The following is a 14,602-nucleotide window of genomic DNA, read 5'->3' on the forward strand; positions in this document are numbered from 1 at the left end:
TGACGGGGCCGGAACTCATCCCCATGGACCTCGCCCTCTCCCCACAGGGGAGGACCGCGAGGGACCGTGGCCCCTTACACATACTGTGTGGATCCTGAGCAGATGGTTGTGCCTCGCGGTGACCGATGAGTAATTTACGGGGCCGGGCAGCCGCCCGCCGACGGCCGTCGTGCCCACCCCCACGGGGCACGAAGGCCGTCCTAAGGTGTGCGGATGACGACGACGTACGCGGCACTGCTGCGCGGCATCAACGTGGGCGGCAGCAGGAAGGTCCCGATGGCGGACCTGCGCACCCTCCTGGAGAACCTCGGCCACGAGGGCGTGCGCACGTACCTGCAGAGCGGCCAGGCGGTGTTCACTTCCGGCCACGGTGACGAGCGGTCCCTGGCGGCCGAGATCGCGCACGCCATCGAGCGGCACTTCGGCTTCGGCGTCGACGTCATCGTGCGCGACCACGCCTATCTGAAGGCGATCGCGGACGCCTGCCCCTTCCCTGCCGCCGAGCTGGAGGCCAAGCAGCTCCACGTCACCTACTTCTCCGAGCCCGTGGACCCCGACCGCTTCGCGGAGATCGACCAGCCCGCCTACCTCCCCGAGGAGTTCCGCCTGGGCGACCGCGCCCTGTACCTCTACGCCCCGAACGGCCTCGGCCGCTCCAAGCTGGCCGAACACCTGTCGAAACCGCGGATCAACAAGGGCGTGATCGCCACGAGCCGCAACTGGAACACCGTGGTGAAGCTGGTGGAGATGACCGGTGCCTGAGCACGACTCCGTCATCGTGTCCGTCGTCGATCGCGAACTGGCGCTGCTCACCCCGGAGGTCCGCCGCTCACCCGAACGGGACGGCAGGCGCGCCCACCGCAGCTCGCTGTGGCGGCGGACGGGGAACGGGTGGCTGCTCTACTTCCACCAGGCGACGCCGTTCACCGAACAGGCAAGCTGACACCGGACGTTTGGCCGAATCGCCTCCGCGCGGCCCGGGGCCTTGGCACCGTAGGGCCATGACGAGCACCGATGATCAGACGACTCCCTCCGGTCGTACGACCGCCGTCCAGGCCATGCGAGGCGCGGCGAGCCAGCTCGCCGAACTGCTCGGCAAGACGCCCGACTCCGTCACAGCCGTCCGCCCGACCCCGGACGGCTGGAGCGCGGACGTGGAGGTCGTGGAGCTGGAGCGGGTCCCCGACACCATGAGCATCATGGCGACCTACCGGGTCACCCTCGACCCGCAGGGGCACCTGCTCGGCTACGAGCGGGTGCGCCGCTACGCCCGCGGCCAGCTCGACCGACAGCGCTAGCACCCACCCCTCTCCTCTCAACTCCCTCTCGCGACAAGTCTTTTCGTGTTCACGTGAACACGCCCGCCGCCACCCCCGTACCTACGGACGGCACGAGAACGGACTCTCGCGAGAGGAATCGCCCACGTGACCGTCATGACGCAGTCCGGCGGGATGCAACCCGCCGCCACCTCCAGCGGTTCGGGTTCCGCCGGACTCTTCGACATCCTCGAACTGATCCTGGACCGCGGGCTCGTCATCGACGTGTTCGTCCGGGTCTCACTGGTCGGCATCGAGATCCTGAAGATCGACATACGGATCGTCATCGCCAGCGTCGACACCTACCTTCGGTTCGCCGAGGCCTGCAACCGCCTCGACCTGGAAGCCGGCCGCAAGGCACCCGACAAACTCACCGACATCGTCGGCAACCTCGTCGAGAGCGGCGCCCGGGGCAAGACCAGCGGCGCGATCGGCGGGGCCATCGACGCGATCGGGGACATCTTCGACCGCGACGACAAGGACCGCGAGGAGGAGCGGTGAGCGGCGTCTACGTCTACGCCGTCACCCGCTCCGACCACCCCCTGCGGCTGGACGGCCTGCGCACCGTCGGCGGGACCGACGACCCGCCGCGCGTACTCGTCCACGGCCCGCTCGCCGCCGTCGTCAGCGCCGCGCCCCCGGGGCTACGTCCCAAACGCCGTGACCTCGCGGCCCACCAGGAACTGCAAGAACGCCTGATGGCCGACGGATCGGTCCTCCCCATGCGGTTCGGGCTGCTCGCCCCCGACGACACCGCCGTCCAGGCCGCCCTGGAGCACAAGGGCGAGGAGTACGCCCGAAGGCTCGGCGAACTGCACGGCACCGCCGAGTACAACCTCAAGGCCGCCCGCTCCCAGGACGACCTGCTGCGCGAGGTGCTCGACGAGTCCGAGGAGGCCCGCCGGCTCAACCGGCACACCCGCGACGGCAGCGGCGCCTACGAGGACCGCCTCGCCCTCGGCGAACTCGTGGCCCGGCAGGTCGAGGCCCGGCAGCGACGGCAGGCCGAAGACATCGTCGGGCGACTGTCAGGGCTGGCCCGGGCCAGCGTCGTGGCCGACCCGTCCAAGGACGACTTCCTCAACGTCTCCTTCCTCGTCGAACGCGCCCGCGCCGACGAGTTCACCGCGGCCGGCCGCGGCCTGGCCCACGACTACGGCGACGCCTACGACTTCCGGCTGCGCGGCCCGCTGCCCCCCTACAGCTTCGCCGCCTGACGGGAGCACCCATGGGCCTGCTCACCGGCATCCTCACCCTCCCGCTCGCGCCCCTGCGCACCACCCTCTGGGCGGCCGAGCAGCTCCAGGCCGCCGCCGAGGCGCAGTACTACGACCCCGCCCCCGTCCGGCAGGCCTTCGTCGACCTGGAACGCGCCCTGCTGGAAGGGCGGATCGACGAGGCCGAGTACGACCGCCGCGAGGACGAACTGCTGGACCGGCTCGACGAGATCAACGCCCGGAGACGAGGCCCCCGACCATGACCCACCCGGCAGCAGGCGGACTCGCCGGACCGTCCCGCTTTCCCTCCCCCTACGACCAGGGGCCCGGCGGCCAGACCGCCAACCTCGCCGACATCCTCGAACGGGTCCTCGACAAGGGCGTGGTCATCGCCGGCGACATCCGGATCAACCTGCTCGACATCGAACTGCTCACCATCAAGCTGCGCCTGCTCGTCGCCTCCGTCGACAAGGCGAAGGAGATGGGCATCGACTGGTGGGAACACGACCCCTCCCTCTCCTCCCGGGCCGCCCGCCCCGAGCGGTCCCTCGCCGACGAGAACGAACGACTGCGTGCCGAGATCGCCGCACTCAAAGCGGCCGAGAGGAGCCCGGAGCCATGACCGAACCCGACCTCGTGTACACGTATGCCGTCCTGCGCCCCACCCCCGAGGCCACCGCCGCGGTGACGCAGCTGCGCGGGGTCGCCGGAGAGCCGGTCCACCTGGTCGCTCCGGCGGCCGGCACGCACCGGCTCGCCTTCGCCGTCGGCCACGTCCCGGCCGCCGACTACGCCGAGGCGCCCCTCAAGGCCCACCTCGACGACCTGGACTGGCTGGAGTCCACGGTCCGCTCCCACCACGCCGTGGTGGCCGCCCTGGTCGGCTGCGGCGCCGCCGTACTGCCCCTGCGCCTGGCCACCGTCTACCACGACGAGGACAGCGCCCGGCAGGCCCTGGACACCCGCCGCGACTACTTCCTGTCCCTGCTGGAGCGCCTCACCGGCCATGTGGAACTCGGCGTCAAGATCTACGCCACGCCCGACATCACCCCGCCCGACGTGGACACCGACGCCGCACGGGAACAGCCCACCGGACTCGGAGCGGGCCGCGCCTATCTGTCGATCCGCCGCCGCAGACAACGCCGCAACGAGGAGGCCTGGCGCACGGTCGCCCACGCCACCGCGCATCTCACCGAGACGGCCCGAGCCCTCGCCGTCGACCGCGTGGCGCACAGTCCGCAACGCGGCAGCCTCGCGGGCCCCGGCCCGGGCACCAACGTCGGCAACGACGCCTATCTCGTCCGCGCCGACCGCGTCGACGCCTTCCGCACCGGCGTACTCGCGGCCGCCGAAGGCGTCCCCGGCCTCCGCGTGGAGGTGACCGGCCCCTGGGCGCCCTACTCCTTCGCCCTCCAGCCGGAACCGCAGTCGGAGCCCGCCGCGTGACCGTCACCCCCTACGCCGACCGCCCGGTCGCCCTCATCGACCTCCTCGACCGGCTCCTCCAGGGCGGGGTCGTCGTCACCGGCGACCTCGTCCTGTCCATCGCGGACGTCGACCTGGTCCGCATCGACCTGCGCGCGGTCATCGCCCCCGTGGCCGCGTCGGCACTCTCCCAGATCAGCGAGGAACCATGCCCCCGGCCACCCGCCGTCTGACCGCCGACCCCGACACCGTCGAACGCGACCTGGTCAAACTCGTCCTGACCGTCGTCGAACTCCTCCGCCAGCTCATGGAACGCCAGGCCCTCCACCGCGTCGATGTCGGCGACCTCACAGAGGAACAGGAGGAACGCGTCGGCCTGACCCTGATGCTCCTCGACGACCGCATGCGGGAACTCTGCGCGCGCTACGACCTGCGCGTGGAGGATCTCAACCTGGACCTGGGGCCGCTGGGCACCCTGCTGCCGTCACACCGCTGACGGCATCGCGCTGTCAGGCGCTCACGGCCGCCGGCATCGGCACCCGGGCCGCCTCGTACCGCTCCAGCACCACCCGCGCCACCTCGGGCGCCGGGCCCAGTACATCGGCCAGGACGTCCGCCTCCGCCGCGCCCCGGGCGATGCGGTCCGGGAGGCGGCCGGGGGCGAGGACGTAGGGGGCGACGGCCACCCGGGAGCAGCCGAGTGCGCGGAGTTCGCGGACGGCGTCCTCCGTGCGCGGGAGAGATGCGGAGGCGAACGCAGGCCGCACGGCGCACCAGCCGGTGTGCCGCCACTCCCGCGCGATTTCTGCGATCACTGCGATCGCCTCCGGGTCGGTGGACCCCGCCGAGGCCAGGACGACCCCGGTCGAGGACTTGTCGGCGGGGGTGAGGCCCGCCTCGTACAGACGCCGTTCCAGCGCTGCCGACAGCAGCGGGGACGGGCCCAGGACCTCCGCCTGGTGGACGCGGAGCTGCGGGGGAGCGTCCGCGAGGACCGCCGGGATGTCCGCCTTGGCGTGGAACGCCCGGGTCAGCAGGAGGGGGAGGGCCACGACGTCACGGACGCCCTGGACCGCCAGGGACTCCAGTACCCCCTGCACCGAGGGCACGTTGAAGTCCAGGAAGCCTGTCTCCACGCGCAGGTCGGGGCGCAGGGCGCGGATCCGCCGTACCAGGGCGTGCACGGTCGCGGCGTGCCGCGGGTCGCGGCTGCCGTGGGCGATGACGAGGAGAACAGGCTTGTTGATCATGGGCTTTCAGCTCTTCACCAGCAGGCCGCGGTTGCGCAGCACCCACCGCTCCAGCGGGCTGAAGATGAGCAGGTCGATGGCGATACCGACGATCAGGATGAGCAGGATGGCCTCGAACACCATGGCCATGTCGCTGGCGTTGCGGCCGTTCTCCAGCAACTGGCCGAGACCCACGCCGAGGTCGGGGAAGGACGCGATGATCTCCGCGGCCATCAGGGAGCGCCAGGAGAACGCCCAGCCCTGCTTCAGACCGGCCACATAGCCGGGCAGCGCGGCGGGCAGGACGATGTGCCAGGTGCCCTTCACACCCGTGGCGCCGAGCGTGCGGCCCGCGCGCAGGAACAGCGGCGGCACCTGGTCGACACCGGAGACGAGGCCGTTGGCGATCGACGGGACCGCGCCGAGCAGGATCACCGCGTACATCATCGAGTTGTTCAGGCCCAGCCAGATCACCGCGGGCGGAACCCAGGCGACCGACGGCAGGGACTGCAGGCCCGACAGGATCGGGCCGAGGGCGGCGCGGACGAACTTCACCCGGGCCACCAGCAGGCCCAGCGGCGTGCCGATCAGCAGGGCGAAGCAGAAGCCGAGCAGACCGCGCGAGACGCTGGTCCAGATGTAGCCGAGCAGCTCGCCCTGGAGCCACGCCGTGTGGACGACGTCCCACACGGCGGACGGCGCGGGCAGCTTGGTCGGGTCGGCGACGACCTTGAACGAGACGAGGGCCTGCCAGACCGCCAGCACCAGCGCGACGGCGATGACGGGCGGCAGGATCTTCTCGACGAAGGTCTGCCGGAACGGAGTGCGGTACGCCTGCTTCGACTCCAGCGCGTCGAGGCCCGCCTCCAGACCGGCGAGATCGCTGCCGTCCTTGGCGACGGTCGTCGAATCAGTGCTGGCCATGACGGCGGATCTCCCCACGCAGTTCTTCGGTGATCTCGACGGACAGCTCCGCCACCTGGGTGTCCTCGATACGGCGCGGGTGCGGGATGTCCACCGTCCACTCACGGGCGATCTTGCCCGGACGGGAGGACAGCAGCACCACGCGCTGCGCGAGCCGGACCGCCTCGCGCACGTTGTGCGTGACGAACAGGACGGACAGCTGCGTCTCGCGCCAGATGCGGGTCAGCTCGTCGTGCAGCACGTCCCGCGTGATGGCGTCGAGCGCCGCGAACGGCTCGTCCATCAGCAGCAGCTTGCTCTCCTGCGCGAGCGCGCGGGCCAGCGCGACACGCTGGCGCATACCGCCCGACAGCTCGTGCACCCGCTTGCCGTACGCGCCCTTCAGCCGGACGAGTTCCAGCAGTTCCTCGGCACGCTCGCGGCGCTCGGCCTTCGCGATGCCCCGCAGCTTCAGGGCGAGTTCGATGTTCTTGCCCGCGGTCAGCCACGGGAACAGCGCGTGCTCCTGGAACATCAGCGCCGGGCGGCCGTCCGTGGTGATCTCGCCGACGGTGGGCCGGTCCAGGCCCGCCACCAGGTTGAGCAGCGTGGACTTGCCGCAGCCCGAGGCACCCAGGAGGGTGACGAACTCGCCGGGCGCGACATCGAGGGTGATGTCGTCCAGGACGAGCTGCTGCCCGGCGGGGCCCGCGAACGACTTCGAGACGTGTTCGATCCGGGCGGCGTGCGTGGCCGACTCGGTGCCGTCGGCGGCCTTGGCGAGGGTGGTGGCCATGGTCGTCACCTCCTGGGAACTCTTCGGGATGCGGGCTACTTGGCGCCGAGACCGGCGTCGTCGACCGTGGGCGCGCCCTCGGCCTTGAGGACCTTGTTCAGCGGCGCGAGGTCGTAGATGCCGTTCAGGTCCGGCTTCTGCAGCAGCCCCGCCTTCACGGCGTGCTCGGCCTCGGTGTTGAGGGTGGAGGCCAGCGGGTCGTCGGTGAACTGGATGGACTTCCACGCCGGGTCCAGCACCTCGGCGGGCAGCGCCTTGCCGGAGTCCTCCTCCAGCTGCTTGTTCGCCGCCGCCTTCGCCGCGTCCGGGTTGGCGTTGATCCACTTGTTGGTCTCGACCGAGCCCTTGAGCACGGCCTCGACGACCTTCGGGTGCTCCTTGAGGAACTCCTGCCGCACGATGATGTTCGTGATCACGAACTTCTTGTCGGGCCACAGTGACGCCTCGTCGAGCAGCACCTTGCCGCCCTCGGCGACCAGCTTCGACGCGGTCGGCTCCGGTACCCAGGCGCCGTCGACGGACCCGGACTTGTAGGCGTCCGGGGTGACCTTGTTGTCACTGCGGACGACCGTGACGTCACCCTTGCCGCTCTGCGGGTCGACCTTCCAGCCCTGCTCGGCCGCCCAGTTGAGGAACGCCACGTCCTGCGTGTTGCCGAGCTGTGGGGTGGCGATCCGCTTGCCCTTGACGTCCTTCAGGGACTTGATCTTGTCCGGGTTGACCACCAGCTTCACTCCGCCGGACGCCGAACCGCCGATGATGCGCAGGTTCTTCCCAGCGGACTTGGTGTAGCCGTTGATCGCCGGGGAGGGGCCGATCCAGCCGATGTCGATGGAGCCGGAGTTGAGCGCCTCGATCTCGGAGGGGCCGGCGTTGAAGATCGCGGGGTCGGCCTCGGTGGCGCCGAGGGCCTTCTGGAAGAAGCCCTTCTGCATCCCGACCAGAGCGGTCCCGTGCGTCAGGTTGCCGAAGTAGCCGATCTTGACGCTGTCGAGACCGTCGATCTTCTTCGCCCCGGCGGCGACCTTGGCGCCCCCGTCGTCCTTGGCCTGGGAGCCGTAGCCGCAGGCGGCCAGTGTGAGCAGCGGGAGCGCGGCTATGACCGCGAGGGATCGGCGTAGAGCGGATGATGCAGGCACGGGAGGTGTTCCTCTCGGAGGCCCGGCGGTCACGGTCTCTCAGGTCGTGGCCGGGAGGTCGGCAGGTTTTCGTCTACGGCGGTGGGGGGTGAGGGCGCGCGGGCAGTGCGCGTACGTCAGCGCACACATCGCGCCACTCCGCCCTGCCCGCTGCCGAGAGCACCGCTGCCGACGCGGCCGCCCTCCTTCGCGAACGTGGAGTAGAAGTCGGGAGAGGTCATGTCAGAAGTCCCACCCGTCGTCCTCGGCCTCGTCCTTGACGGGCTCCGGGGCGGCGAAGGACTCGCCGACCATACCGGCGGTGAGGGTCTGTCCGTCGTTCGGGTCGATCAGGATGAACGAGCCGGTGCGGCGCGAGTCGGAGTAGGAGTCGACCGGCAGCGGCTCGGCGGTACGGATCTTCACCCGGCCGATGTCGTTGGCGACGAGCTGTCCCGGGTGCGGGTGCAGGGACAGGTCGTCGAGCGTGAGACGGGACGGGATGTCCTTGACGATCGCCTTGACCGTGCGGGTACCGTGCTTGAGCAGCACCCGGTGGCCGACGGTCAGCGCGGCGTCCGCGACATGGCAGACGGTCGCCTCGATGTCCTGCGTGGTCGCGGGCGCGTCCTTGGTGGGCACGATCAGGTCGCCGCGCGAGATGTCGATGTCGTCCTCCAGCAGGAGGGTCACCGACTGCGTGGTCCACGCGACGTCGACCGGCTCGCCCAGCAGGTCGATGCCGGCGACCTTCGAGGTACGGCCCGAGGGCAGCACGGTGACCTGCTCGCCGACGTGGAAGGAACCGGCCGCGATCTGGCCGGCGTAGCCCCGGTAGTCCGGGTGGTCGGAGTTCTGCGGCCGGATCACGTACTGCACGGGCAGCCGGGCGTGGCAGTGGCTCAGGTCGTGGCTGACCGGCACCGTCTCCAGGTGCTCCAGCACCGTCGGGCCGCCGTACCAGTCCATGTTCGCGGAGGGCTCCACCACGTTGTCGCCGACGAGCGCCGAGATCGGGATCGCGGTGACCTCGGGGACGCCCAGCTCGGTCGCGTACGCCGTGAACTCCTCGGCGATGGCGGCGAACACCTTCTCCTCGTAGGCGACGAGGTCCATCTTGTTGACCGCGAGGACCACGTGCGGGACGCGCAGCAGGGCGGCGAGGGCGGCGTGCCGGCGGGTCTGCTCGACGACGCCGTTGCGCGCGTCGACCAGGATGACCGTCAGCTCGGCCGTCGAGGCGCCGGTGACCATGTTCCGCGTGTACTGCACATGGCCGGGGGTGTCGGCGAGGATGAACCGCCGCAGGGGCGTGGCGAAGTAGCGGTACGCCACGTCGATGGTGATGCCCTGCTCCCGCTCGGCCCGCAGACCGTCCGTCAGCAGCGCGAGGTCCGGCGCCTCCTGGCCCCGGCTCGCCGAAGCGCGCTCCACGGCCTCCAGCTGGTCGGTGAGGACCGACTTGGAGTCGTGCAGCAGCCGGCCCACCAGGGTGGACTTGCCGTCGTCGACCGAACCGGCGGTGGCGAACCGCAGCAGGGTGGTCTCCGAGAGTTCCTCGGTGGTGATGGTGCTCATCTCTAGAAGTACCCCTCGCGCTTGCGGTCTTCCATCGCGGCTTCGGACATCTTGTCGTCGGCGCGGGTGGCGCCGCGCTCGGTGAGCCGGGACGCGGCGATCTCGACGATCACCTTCTCGATGGTGTCGGCCTCGGAGTCGACGGCGCCGGTGCAGGACATGTCACCGACGGTGCGGTAGCGCACCAGCCGCTTCTCGACCGTCTCGCCGTCCTTGGGGCCGCCCCATTCGCCGGCGGTCAGCCACATGCCGCTGCGGGCGAACACCTCACGCTCGTGGGCGTAGTAGATCTGCGGCAGCTCGATGCCCTCGCGGGCGATGTACTGCCACACGTCCAGCTCGGTCCAGTTGGACAGCGGGAACACGCGCACGTGCTCGCCGGGGGCGTGCCGGCCGTTGTACAGGTTCCACAGCTCCGGGCGCTGCCGGCGCGGGTCCCACTGGGAGAACTCGTCCCGCAGGGAGAACACCCGCTCCTTGGCGCGGGCCTTCTCCTCGTCGCGGCGTCCGCCGCCGAAGACGGCGTCGAACTTCTCCGCCTGGATCTTCTCGGTCAGCGGCAGCGTCTGCAGCGGGTTGCGGGTGCCGTCCGGGCGCTCCTTGAGCACGCCGCGGTCGATGTAGTCCTGCACGGAGGCGACGTGCAGCCGCAGCCCGTGCCGCTCGACCGTACGGTCCCGGTAGTCGAGGACCTCGGGGAAGTTGTGCCCGGTGTCGACGTGCAGCAGCGAGAAGGGCACCGACGCCGGCCGGAAGGCCTTCAGCGCCAGGTGCAGCATGACGATGGAGTCCTTGCCGCCGGAGAAGAGGATCACCGGCCGCTCGAACTCGCCCGCCACCTCGCGGAAGATGTGCACCGCCTCGGACTCGAGGGCGTCGAGGTGGGACAGCGCGTAGGGGCTGTCGGTCTCCTCGGAAACGGTGGCGGCGGACGTCATGCCAGTCCCCTTTCGGTGAGCAGGGCGTGCACGGACGCCGCGGACTCCTGCACGGTCTGGTTCTGCGACTCGATGCGCAGATCGGGCGACTCGGGCGCCTCGTACGGGTCGTCGACCCCGGTGAGGCCCGTGAGCTCGCCCGCCGCCTGCTTGGCGTACAGGCCCTTCACATCGCGCTCGCTGCACACCTCGACCGGCGTCGCCACGTGGATCTCCGCGTACGCCGTCCCGTTCGCCTGGTGCCGCTTGCGCACCGCCTCACGGCTGTCCTGGTAGGGCGCGATGACCGGGACGAGGGCGAGCACGCCGTTGCGGGCGAGCAGTTCGGCGACGAAGCCGATCCGCTGCACGTTGGTGTGCCGGTCCTCGCGGCTGAAGCCGAGGCCCGCCGAGAGGAACTCGCGGATCTCGTCGCCGTCGAGCACCTCGACGCGCCGGCCCTCGGCGCGCAGCCGGCCGGCCAGTTCGTGGGCGATGGTGGTCTTGCCGGCACTCGGCAGACCCGTGAGCCAGACGGTGGCTCCGGTCGTCACGTCGGTCTCCTGAATCGTCGTCGTCATCCGTGCAGCCCGCACTCGGTCTTGCTGCGGCCCGCCCAGCGGCCGGCGCGTGCGTCCTCGCCCTCCAGCACCCGGCGGGTGCAGGGGGCGCAGCCGACGGAGGGGTAGCCGTCCATCAGCAGCGGGTTGGTCAGGACGCCGTGCTCGGTGACGTAGGCGTCCACGTCGTCCTGGGTCCAGCGGGCGATCGGGGAGATCTTGACCTTCTGCCGCTTCTCGTCCCAGCCGACCACCGGGGTGTTCGCCCGGGTCGGGGACTCGTTGCGGCGCAGCCCGGTCGCCCAGGCCCGGTAGTCCTTCAGGCCCTCCTCCAGCGGCTGCACCTTGCGCATCGCGCAGCACAGGTCGGGATTGCGGTCGTGCAGCTTCGGGCCGTACTCGGCGTCCTGCTCGGCGACCGTCAGGCGCGGCGTGAGCGTGATGACGTTGACGTCCATCACGGCGTCGACCGCGTCGCGGGTGCCGATCGTCTCCTCGAAGTGGTAGCCGGTGTCGAGGAAGACCACGTCGACGCCGGGCATCGCGCGGGAGGCGAGGTGGGCGACCACCGCGTCCTCCATCGAGGAGGTCACGCAGAAGCGCTTGCCGAACGTCTCGGCGGCCCACTGGAGGATCTCCAGCGCGGAGGCGTCCTCCAGGTCGCGGCCCGCCTGCTCGGCGAGCGCCTTCAGTTCCTCGGTGCTGCGCTCTTCCTGAGTGGTCGTCATATCTCTGCCCCTCCGGAGTCGGATCGCTTCAGTCCCTGGGCGAGCAGCCCGAGGAACTTCAGCTGAAAGGCTCGGCTGCACGCCGCGCATTCCCACGCCCCGTGCCCCTCCTCGCTGGGCCGCAGGTCCTCGTCACCGCAGTAGGGGCAGTAGAAGGGGGCGGCGCGCTCGCTCATGAGAGGGCCTCCTCGTCGGCCCGGGCCGCCCAGGCGGCGAACCGCTCGCCGGCCTCGCGCTCCGCCTCGAACCGCTTCAGGACGCGCTCGATGTAGTCGGGCAGCTCGTCGGAGGTGACCTTGAGGCCTCGCACCTTGCGGCCGAAGCCCGCCTCCAGGCCCAGCGCGCCGCCGAGGTGCACCTGGTAGCCCTCGACCTGCTCGCCCTGGCTGTTGACGACCAGCTGGCCCTTGAGACCGATGTCCGCGACCTGGATACGGGCGCAGGCGTTCGGGCAGCCGTTGAGGTTGATGGTGAGCGGCTCGTCGAAGTCCGGCAGACGGCGCTCCAGCTCGTCGATCAGCTGCGAGCCGCGCTGCTTGGTCTCGACGATGGCGAGCTTGCAGAACTCGATGCCGGTGCAGGCCATGGTGCCGCGCCGGAACGAGGACGGCCGGGCGGTGAGGTCGAGCGCCTCCAGGCCCTCGACCAGCGACTCGACCTTGTCCTCCGGGACGTCGAGGACGATCATCTTCTGCTCGACGGTGGTGCGCACCCGGCCCGAGCCGTGGGCCTCCGCGAGGTCTGCGATCTTCGTGATGGTCGCGCCGTCGACCCGTCCCACGCGCGGGGCGAAGCCGACGTAGAAGCGGCCGTCGTTCTGCCGGTGCACGCCGATGTGGTCGCGCCACAGCTGGGACGGCTGCTCGGGGGCCGGCCCGTCGACCAGCTTGCGCTTCAGGTACTCGTCCTCCAGCACCTGGCGGAACTTCTCCGCGCCCCAGTCGGCGACGAGGAACTTCAGCCGGGCGCGGTTGCGCAGCCGGCGGTAGCCGTAGTCGCGGAAGATCGAGATGACGCCCTCGTAGACGTCCGGGACGTCGTCGATCGACACCCAGGTGCCCAGGCGCACGCCCAGCTTGGGGTTGGTGGACAGGCCGCCGCCGACCCACACGTCGAAGCCCGGGCCGTGCTCGGGGTGCCGGACGCCGACGAACGCGACGTCGTTGATCTCGTGCACCACGTCCAGCACCGGCGAACCCGAGATCGCCGTCTTGAACTTGCGGGGGAGGTTCGAGTACGCCGGGTTGTTGAGGACGCGGCGCTTCATCTCCTCCAGCGCGGGGGTGGCGTCGATGATCTCGTCCTCGGCGATACCCGCGACGGGCGAGCCGATCATCACGCGCGGGGTGTCGCCGCAGGCGGTGACCGTCGACAGGCCCACGCCCTCCAGCCGGTTCCAGATCTCGGGCACGTCCTCGATCCGGATCCAGTGGTACTGGACGTTCTGCCGGTCCGTGATGTCGGCGGTGCCGCGCGCGAACTCCTGCGAGATCTCACCGATGACCCGCAGCTGCCGCGTGGTCAGTGCCCCGCCGTCGATGCGGACGCGCAGCATGAAGTACTCGTCGTCCAGCTCCTCCGGCTCCAGGATCGCGGTCTTGCCGCCGTCGATCCCGGGGCGGCGCTGGGTGTACAGGCCCCACCAGCGCATCCGGCCGCGCAGGTCGTTCGGGTCGATCGAGTCGAAGCCCCGCTTGGAGTAGATCGTCTCAATGCGTGTCCGCACATTGAGACCGTCGTCGTCCTTCTTGAACTGCTCGTTGCCGTTGAGCGGGGTGTGGTGTCCCACGGCCCACTGACCCTCACCGCGGTGACGGCTCACCTTGCGGCGGGGAGTCGCGGCGGCAGGCTTCTGCGGGGTGGCGGCCATGGTTGATACGTCCTTCGGGACAGGCGGGAAAGCGGCTCTGACCTGCGCGCGCGGGCGCATGGGCATACGTGCGCGTCATTGCGCAGAAGTGAGGCAGAAAGGGGGATGTCGGGCGCTGACTGAGTACTCTCAGTGCGCCGGACAGATGGCGCTGGACATGCGGCCGAGGTCGACGTGCCGCCGACTCACCAAGGCAATTCCAGTTCCAGACATGACGGAAGCGTGTCACGGCGATCTGGACACAGTCCAGCTTCGTCCAAGATTCGGACACTCGTGTCTCGAAATTCAAGACATGGGTGTCCTTGGTCACATTGGGTCGCCCCGGGGTGTCCGACCAGGTCAGACGGGGAACGCCCCAGGCCACGGCCCCGGAGCGGCGACGTCCGCCTCCTCCTCGACCTTGGTGTCGAACAGCTGGAACCCACGGCGCCGGTAGTTGTCCATCGCGTGCTCGCCGTCCTTGCTGCACGTGTGCAGCCAGACCCGCTTCGTCGGCGTCAGTCCCGCCCAGCGGTCGGCGAGGTCCCAGGCCCGGGCCGTGCCGTACGACAGCAGGTGCCCGCCGATGCGCCGGCCCCGGAAGCCGGGCAGCAGCCCGAAGTAGACGATCTCCACGACCGCGTCGTCCTGCGCCTCCAGCTCCACGAACCCGGCGGGCGTGCCCCGGTCGTAGGCCACCCACGTCTCCACACCGGGCCGCTCCAGGTGCTCCTGCCAGCGGGCGTACGACCAGCTCAGCCGGTCGGTCCAGCGGATGTCGCCGCCCACCGACGCGTACAGGAACCGGCTGAACTCGGGCGAGGGCACCTCGGAGCGGACGACCCGGACGTCCCCCTCCGGCGCGACGGCCGGCAGCAGGTCGGTCGGGGCGGTCTGCTCCAGGGACCAGGTGGTCACGGCGATGGTCGGCATGAGGGTCAGGAAATCATCAGGTATGACGACCTG

Annotated in this window: 21 protein-coding genes and 1 pseudogene; 10 read left to right on the top strand and 12 right to left on the bottom strand. The window is 70.4% G+C overall.

Annotated elements, in window-relative coordinates; translation table 11 throughout:
• The first annotated feature begins 213 nt into the window (after positions 1–213).
• The 10 genes and pseudogenes from ACIBK5_RS21950 to ACIBK5_RS21995 all read left to right on the top strand — a co-directional run bounded on the left by ACIBK5_RS21950 (position 214) and on the right by ACIBK5_RS21995 (position 4,454).
• The gene (locus tag ACIBK5_RS21950) at positions 214–762 is read left to right on the top strand and encodes a DUF1697 domain-containing protein (protein ID WP_399021557.1); all 549 of its coding nucleotides are present in this window, start codon (positions 214–216) and stop codon (positions 760–762) included.
• A 73-nt stretch (positions 763–835) separates the two neighbouring features.
• Positions 836–943, top strand: a pseudogene (locus ACIBK5_RS21955) (DUF4440 domain-containing protein); the annotation flags it as partial.
• A gap of 58 nt (positions 944–1,001) precedes the next feature.
• Entirely contained in the window at positions 1,002–1,298 is a 297-nt protein-coding gene (locus tag ACIBK5_RS21960) for a gas vesicle protein (protein WP_399021558.1), read from the top strand.
• 135 nt (positions 1,299–1,433) lie between these two features.
• The gene (gvpJ, locus tag ACIBK5_RS21965; RefSeq protein WP_221298611.1) at positions 1,434–1,817 is read left to right on the top strand and encodes a gas vesicle protein GvpJ; all 384 of its coding nucleotides are present in this window, start codon (positions 1,434–1,436) and stop codon (positions 1,815–1,817) included.
• On the top strand, positions 1,814–2,533 hold the full coding sequence (locus ACIBK5_RS21970) for a GvpL/GvpF family gas vesicle protein (protein ID WP_399021559.1): 720 nt from the start codon (positions 1,814–1,816) through the stop codon (positions 2,531–2,533). Before gvpJ ends, ACIBK5_RS21970 begins: the two co-directional genes overlap by 4 nt.
• A gap of 11 nt (positions 2,534–2,544) precedes the next feature.
• Entirely contained in the window at positions 2,545–2,796 is a 252-nt protein-coding gene (locus ACIBK5_RS21975) for a gas vesicle protein GvpG (protein WP_399021560.1), read from the top strand.
• Complete coding sequence (locus tag ACIBK5_RS21980) at positions 2,793–3,155, top strand: gas vesicle protein (RefSeq protein ID WP_399021561.1); 363 nt, start codon at positions 2,793–2,795, stop codon at positions 3,153–3,155. Before ACIBK5_RS21975 ends, ACIBK5_RS21980 begins: the two co-directional genes overlap by 4 nt.
• A complete protein-coding gene (locus tag ACIBK5_RS21985; protein WP_399021562.1) occupies positions 3,152–3,979 on the top strand; it encodes a GvpL/GvpF family gas vesicle protein in 828 nt (275 codons plus the stop codon). Before ACIBK5_RS21980 ends, ACIBK5_RS21985 begins: the two co-directional genes overlap by 4 nt.
• Positions 3,976–4,191 carry a gas vesicle protein gene (locus tag ACIBK5_RS21990; RefSeq protein ID WP_399021563.1) on the top strand — a complete coding sequence of 72 codons (216 nt, stop codon included), beginning with the start codon at positions 3,976–3,978 and terminating at the stop codon, positions 4,189–4,191. The genes ACIBK5_RS21985 and ACIBK5_RS21990 overlap by 4 nt, the downstream gene beginning before the upstream one ends.
• On the top strand, positions 4,167–4,454 hold the full coding sequence (locus ACIBK5_RS21995; protein ID WP_399021564.1) for a gas vesicle protein K: 288 nt from the start codon (positions 4,167–4,169) through the stop codon (positions 4,452–4,454). Before ACIBK5_RS21990 ends, ACIBK5_RS21995 begins: the two co-directional genes overlap by 25 nt.
• A 13-nt stretch (positions 4,455–4,467) precedes the next feature.
• Here ACIBK5_RS21995 and ACIBK5_RS22000 read toward each other — a convergent pair whose 3' ends face one another.
• The 12 genes from ACIBK5_RS22000 to ACIBK5_RS22055 all read right to left on the bottom strand — a co-directional run bounded on the left by ACIBK5_RS22000 (position 4,468) and on the right by ACIBK5_RS22055 (position 14,569).
• On the bottom strand, positions 4,468–5,208 hold the full coding sequence (locus tag ACIBK5_RS22000) for a sirohydrochlorin chelatase (protein ID WP_399021565.1): 741 nt from the start codon (positions 5,206–5,208) through the stop codon (positions 4,468–4,470).
• Between the two features lie 6 nt (positions 5,209–5,214).
• Complete coding sequence (locus ACIBK5_RS22005; protein ID WP_399021566.1) at positions 5,215–6,111, bottom strand: ABC transporter permease; 897 nt, start codon at positions 6,109–6,111, stop codon at positions 5,215–5,217.
• A complete protein-coding gene (locus tag ACIBK5_RS22010) occupies positions 6,098–6,886 on the bottom strand; it encodes an ABC transporter ATP-binding protein (protein WP_382496253.1) in 789 nt (262 codons plus the stop codon). Before ACIBK5_RS22010 ends, ACIBK5_RS22005 begins: the two co-directional genes overlap by 14 nt.
• Positions 6,887–6,921: 35 nt before the next feature.
• Positions 6,922–8,025 carry an ABC transporter substrate-binding protein gene (locus ACIBK5_RS22015; RefSeq protein WP_399021567.1) on the bottom strand — a complete coding sequence of 368 codons (1,104 nt, stop codon included), beginning with the start codon at positions 8,023–8,025 and terminating at the stop codon, positions 6,922–6,924.
• A 222-nt stretch (positions 8,026–8,247) separates the two neighbouring features.
• Positions 8,248–9,582, bottom strand: coding sequence for a sulfate adenylyltransferase subunit 1 (locus tag ACIBK5_RS22020; RefSeq protein ID WP_399021568.1), 1,335 nt, complete (start codon positions 9,580–9,582; stop codon positions 8,248–8,250).
• 2 nt (positions 9,583–9,584) lie between these two features.
• A complete protein-coding gene (gene cysD / locus ACIBK5_RS22025; RefSeq protein WP_399021569.1) occupies positions 9,585–10,520 on the bottom strand; it encodes a sulfate adenylyltransferase subunit CysD in 936 nt (311 codons plus the stop codon).
• Positions 10,517–11,053 carry an adenylyl-sulfate kinase gene (gene cysC / locus ACIBK5_RS22030; protein ID WP_399021754.1) on the bottom strand — a complete coding sequence of 179 codons (537 nt, stop codon included), beginning with the start codon at positions 11,051–11,053 and terminating at the stop codon, positions 10,517–10,519. Before cysC ends, cysD begins: the two co-directional genes overlap by 4 nt.
• Positions 11,054–11,076: 23 nt before the next feature.
• The gene (locus tag ACIBK5_RS22035) at positions 11,077–11,787 is read right to left on the bottom strand and encodes a phosphoadenylyl-sulfate reductase (RefSeq protein ID WP_399021570.1); all 711 of its coding nucleotides are present in this window, start codon (positions 11,785–11,787) and stop codon (positions 11,077–11,079) included.
• The gene (locus ACIBK5_RS22040) at positions 11,784–11,963 is read right to left on the bottom strand and encodes a hypothetical protein (protein ID WP_399021571.1); all 180 of its coding nucleotides are present in this window, start codon (positions 11,961–11,963) and stop codon (positions 11,784–11,786) included. The genes ACIBK5_RS22035 and ACIBK5_RS22040 overlap by 4 nt, the downstream gene beginning before the upstream one ends.
• Positions 11,960–13,657 (bottom strand): nitrite/sulfite reductase, encoded by a 1,698-nt coding sequence (locus tag ACIBK5_RS22045; RefSeq protein ID WP_399021572.1) that lies wholly within the window; start codon positions 13,655–13,657, stop codon positions 11,960–11,962. Before ACIBK5_RS22045 ends, ACIBK5_RS22040 begins: the two co-directional genes overlap by 4 nt.
• 129 nt (positions 13,658–13,786) lie before the next feature.
• Entirely contained in the window at positions 13,787–13,870 is an 84-nt protein-coding gene (locus tag ACIBK5_RS22050) for a putative leader peptide (RefSeq protein WP_311241247.1), read from the bottom strand.
• Between the two features lie 126 nt (positions 13,871–13,996).
• Positions 13,997–14,569, bottom strand: a complete 573-nt coding sequence (locus tag ACIBK5_RS22055; protein WP_399021573.1) for a GNAT family N-acetyltransferase — start codon at positions 14,567–14,569, stop codon at positions 13,997–13,999.
• Between the last annotated feature and the right edge of the window lie 33 nt (positions 14,570–14,602).

The organism is Streptomyces sp. NPDC050546 (genome assembly GCF_044457425.1).
In the GTDB taxonomy this organism is placed as follows: Bacteria; Actinomycetota; Actinomycetes; order Streptomycetales; family Streptomycetaceae; genus Streptomyces.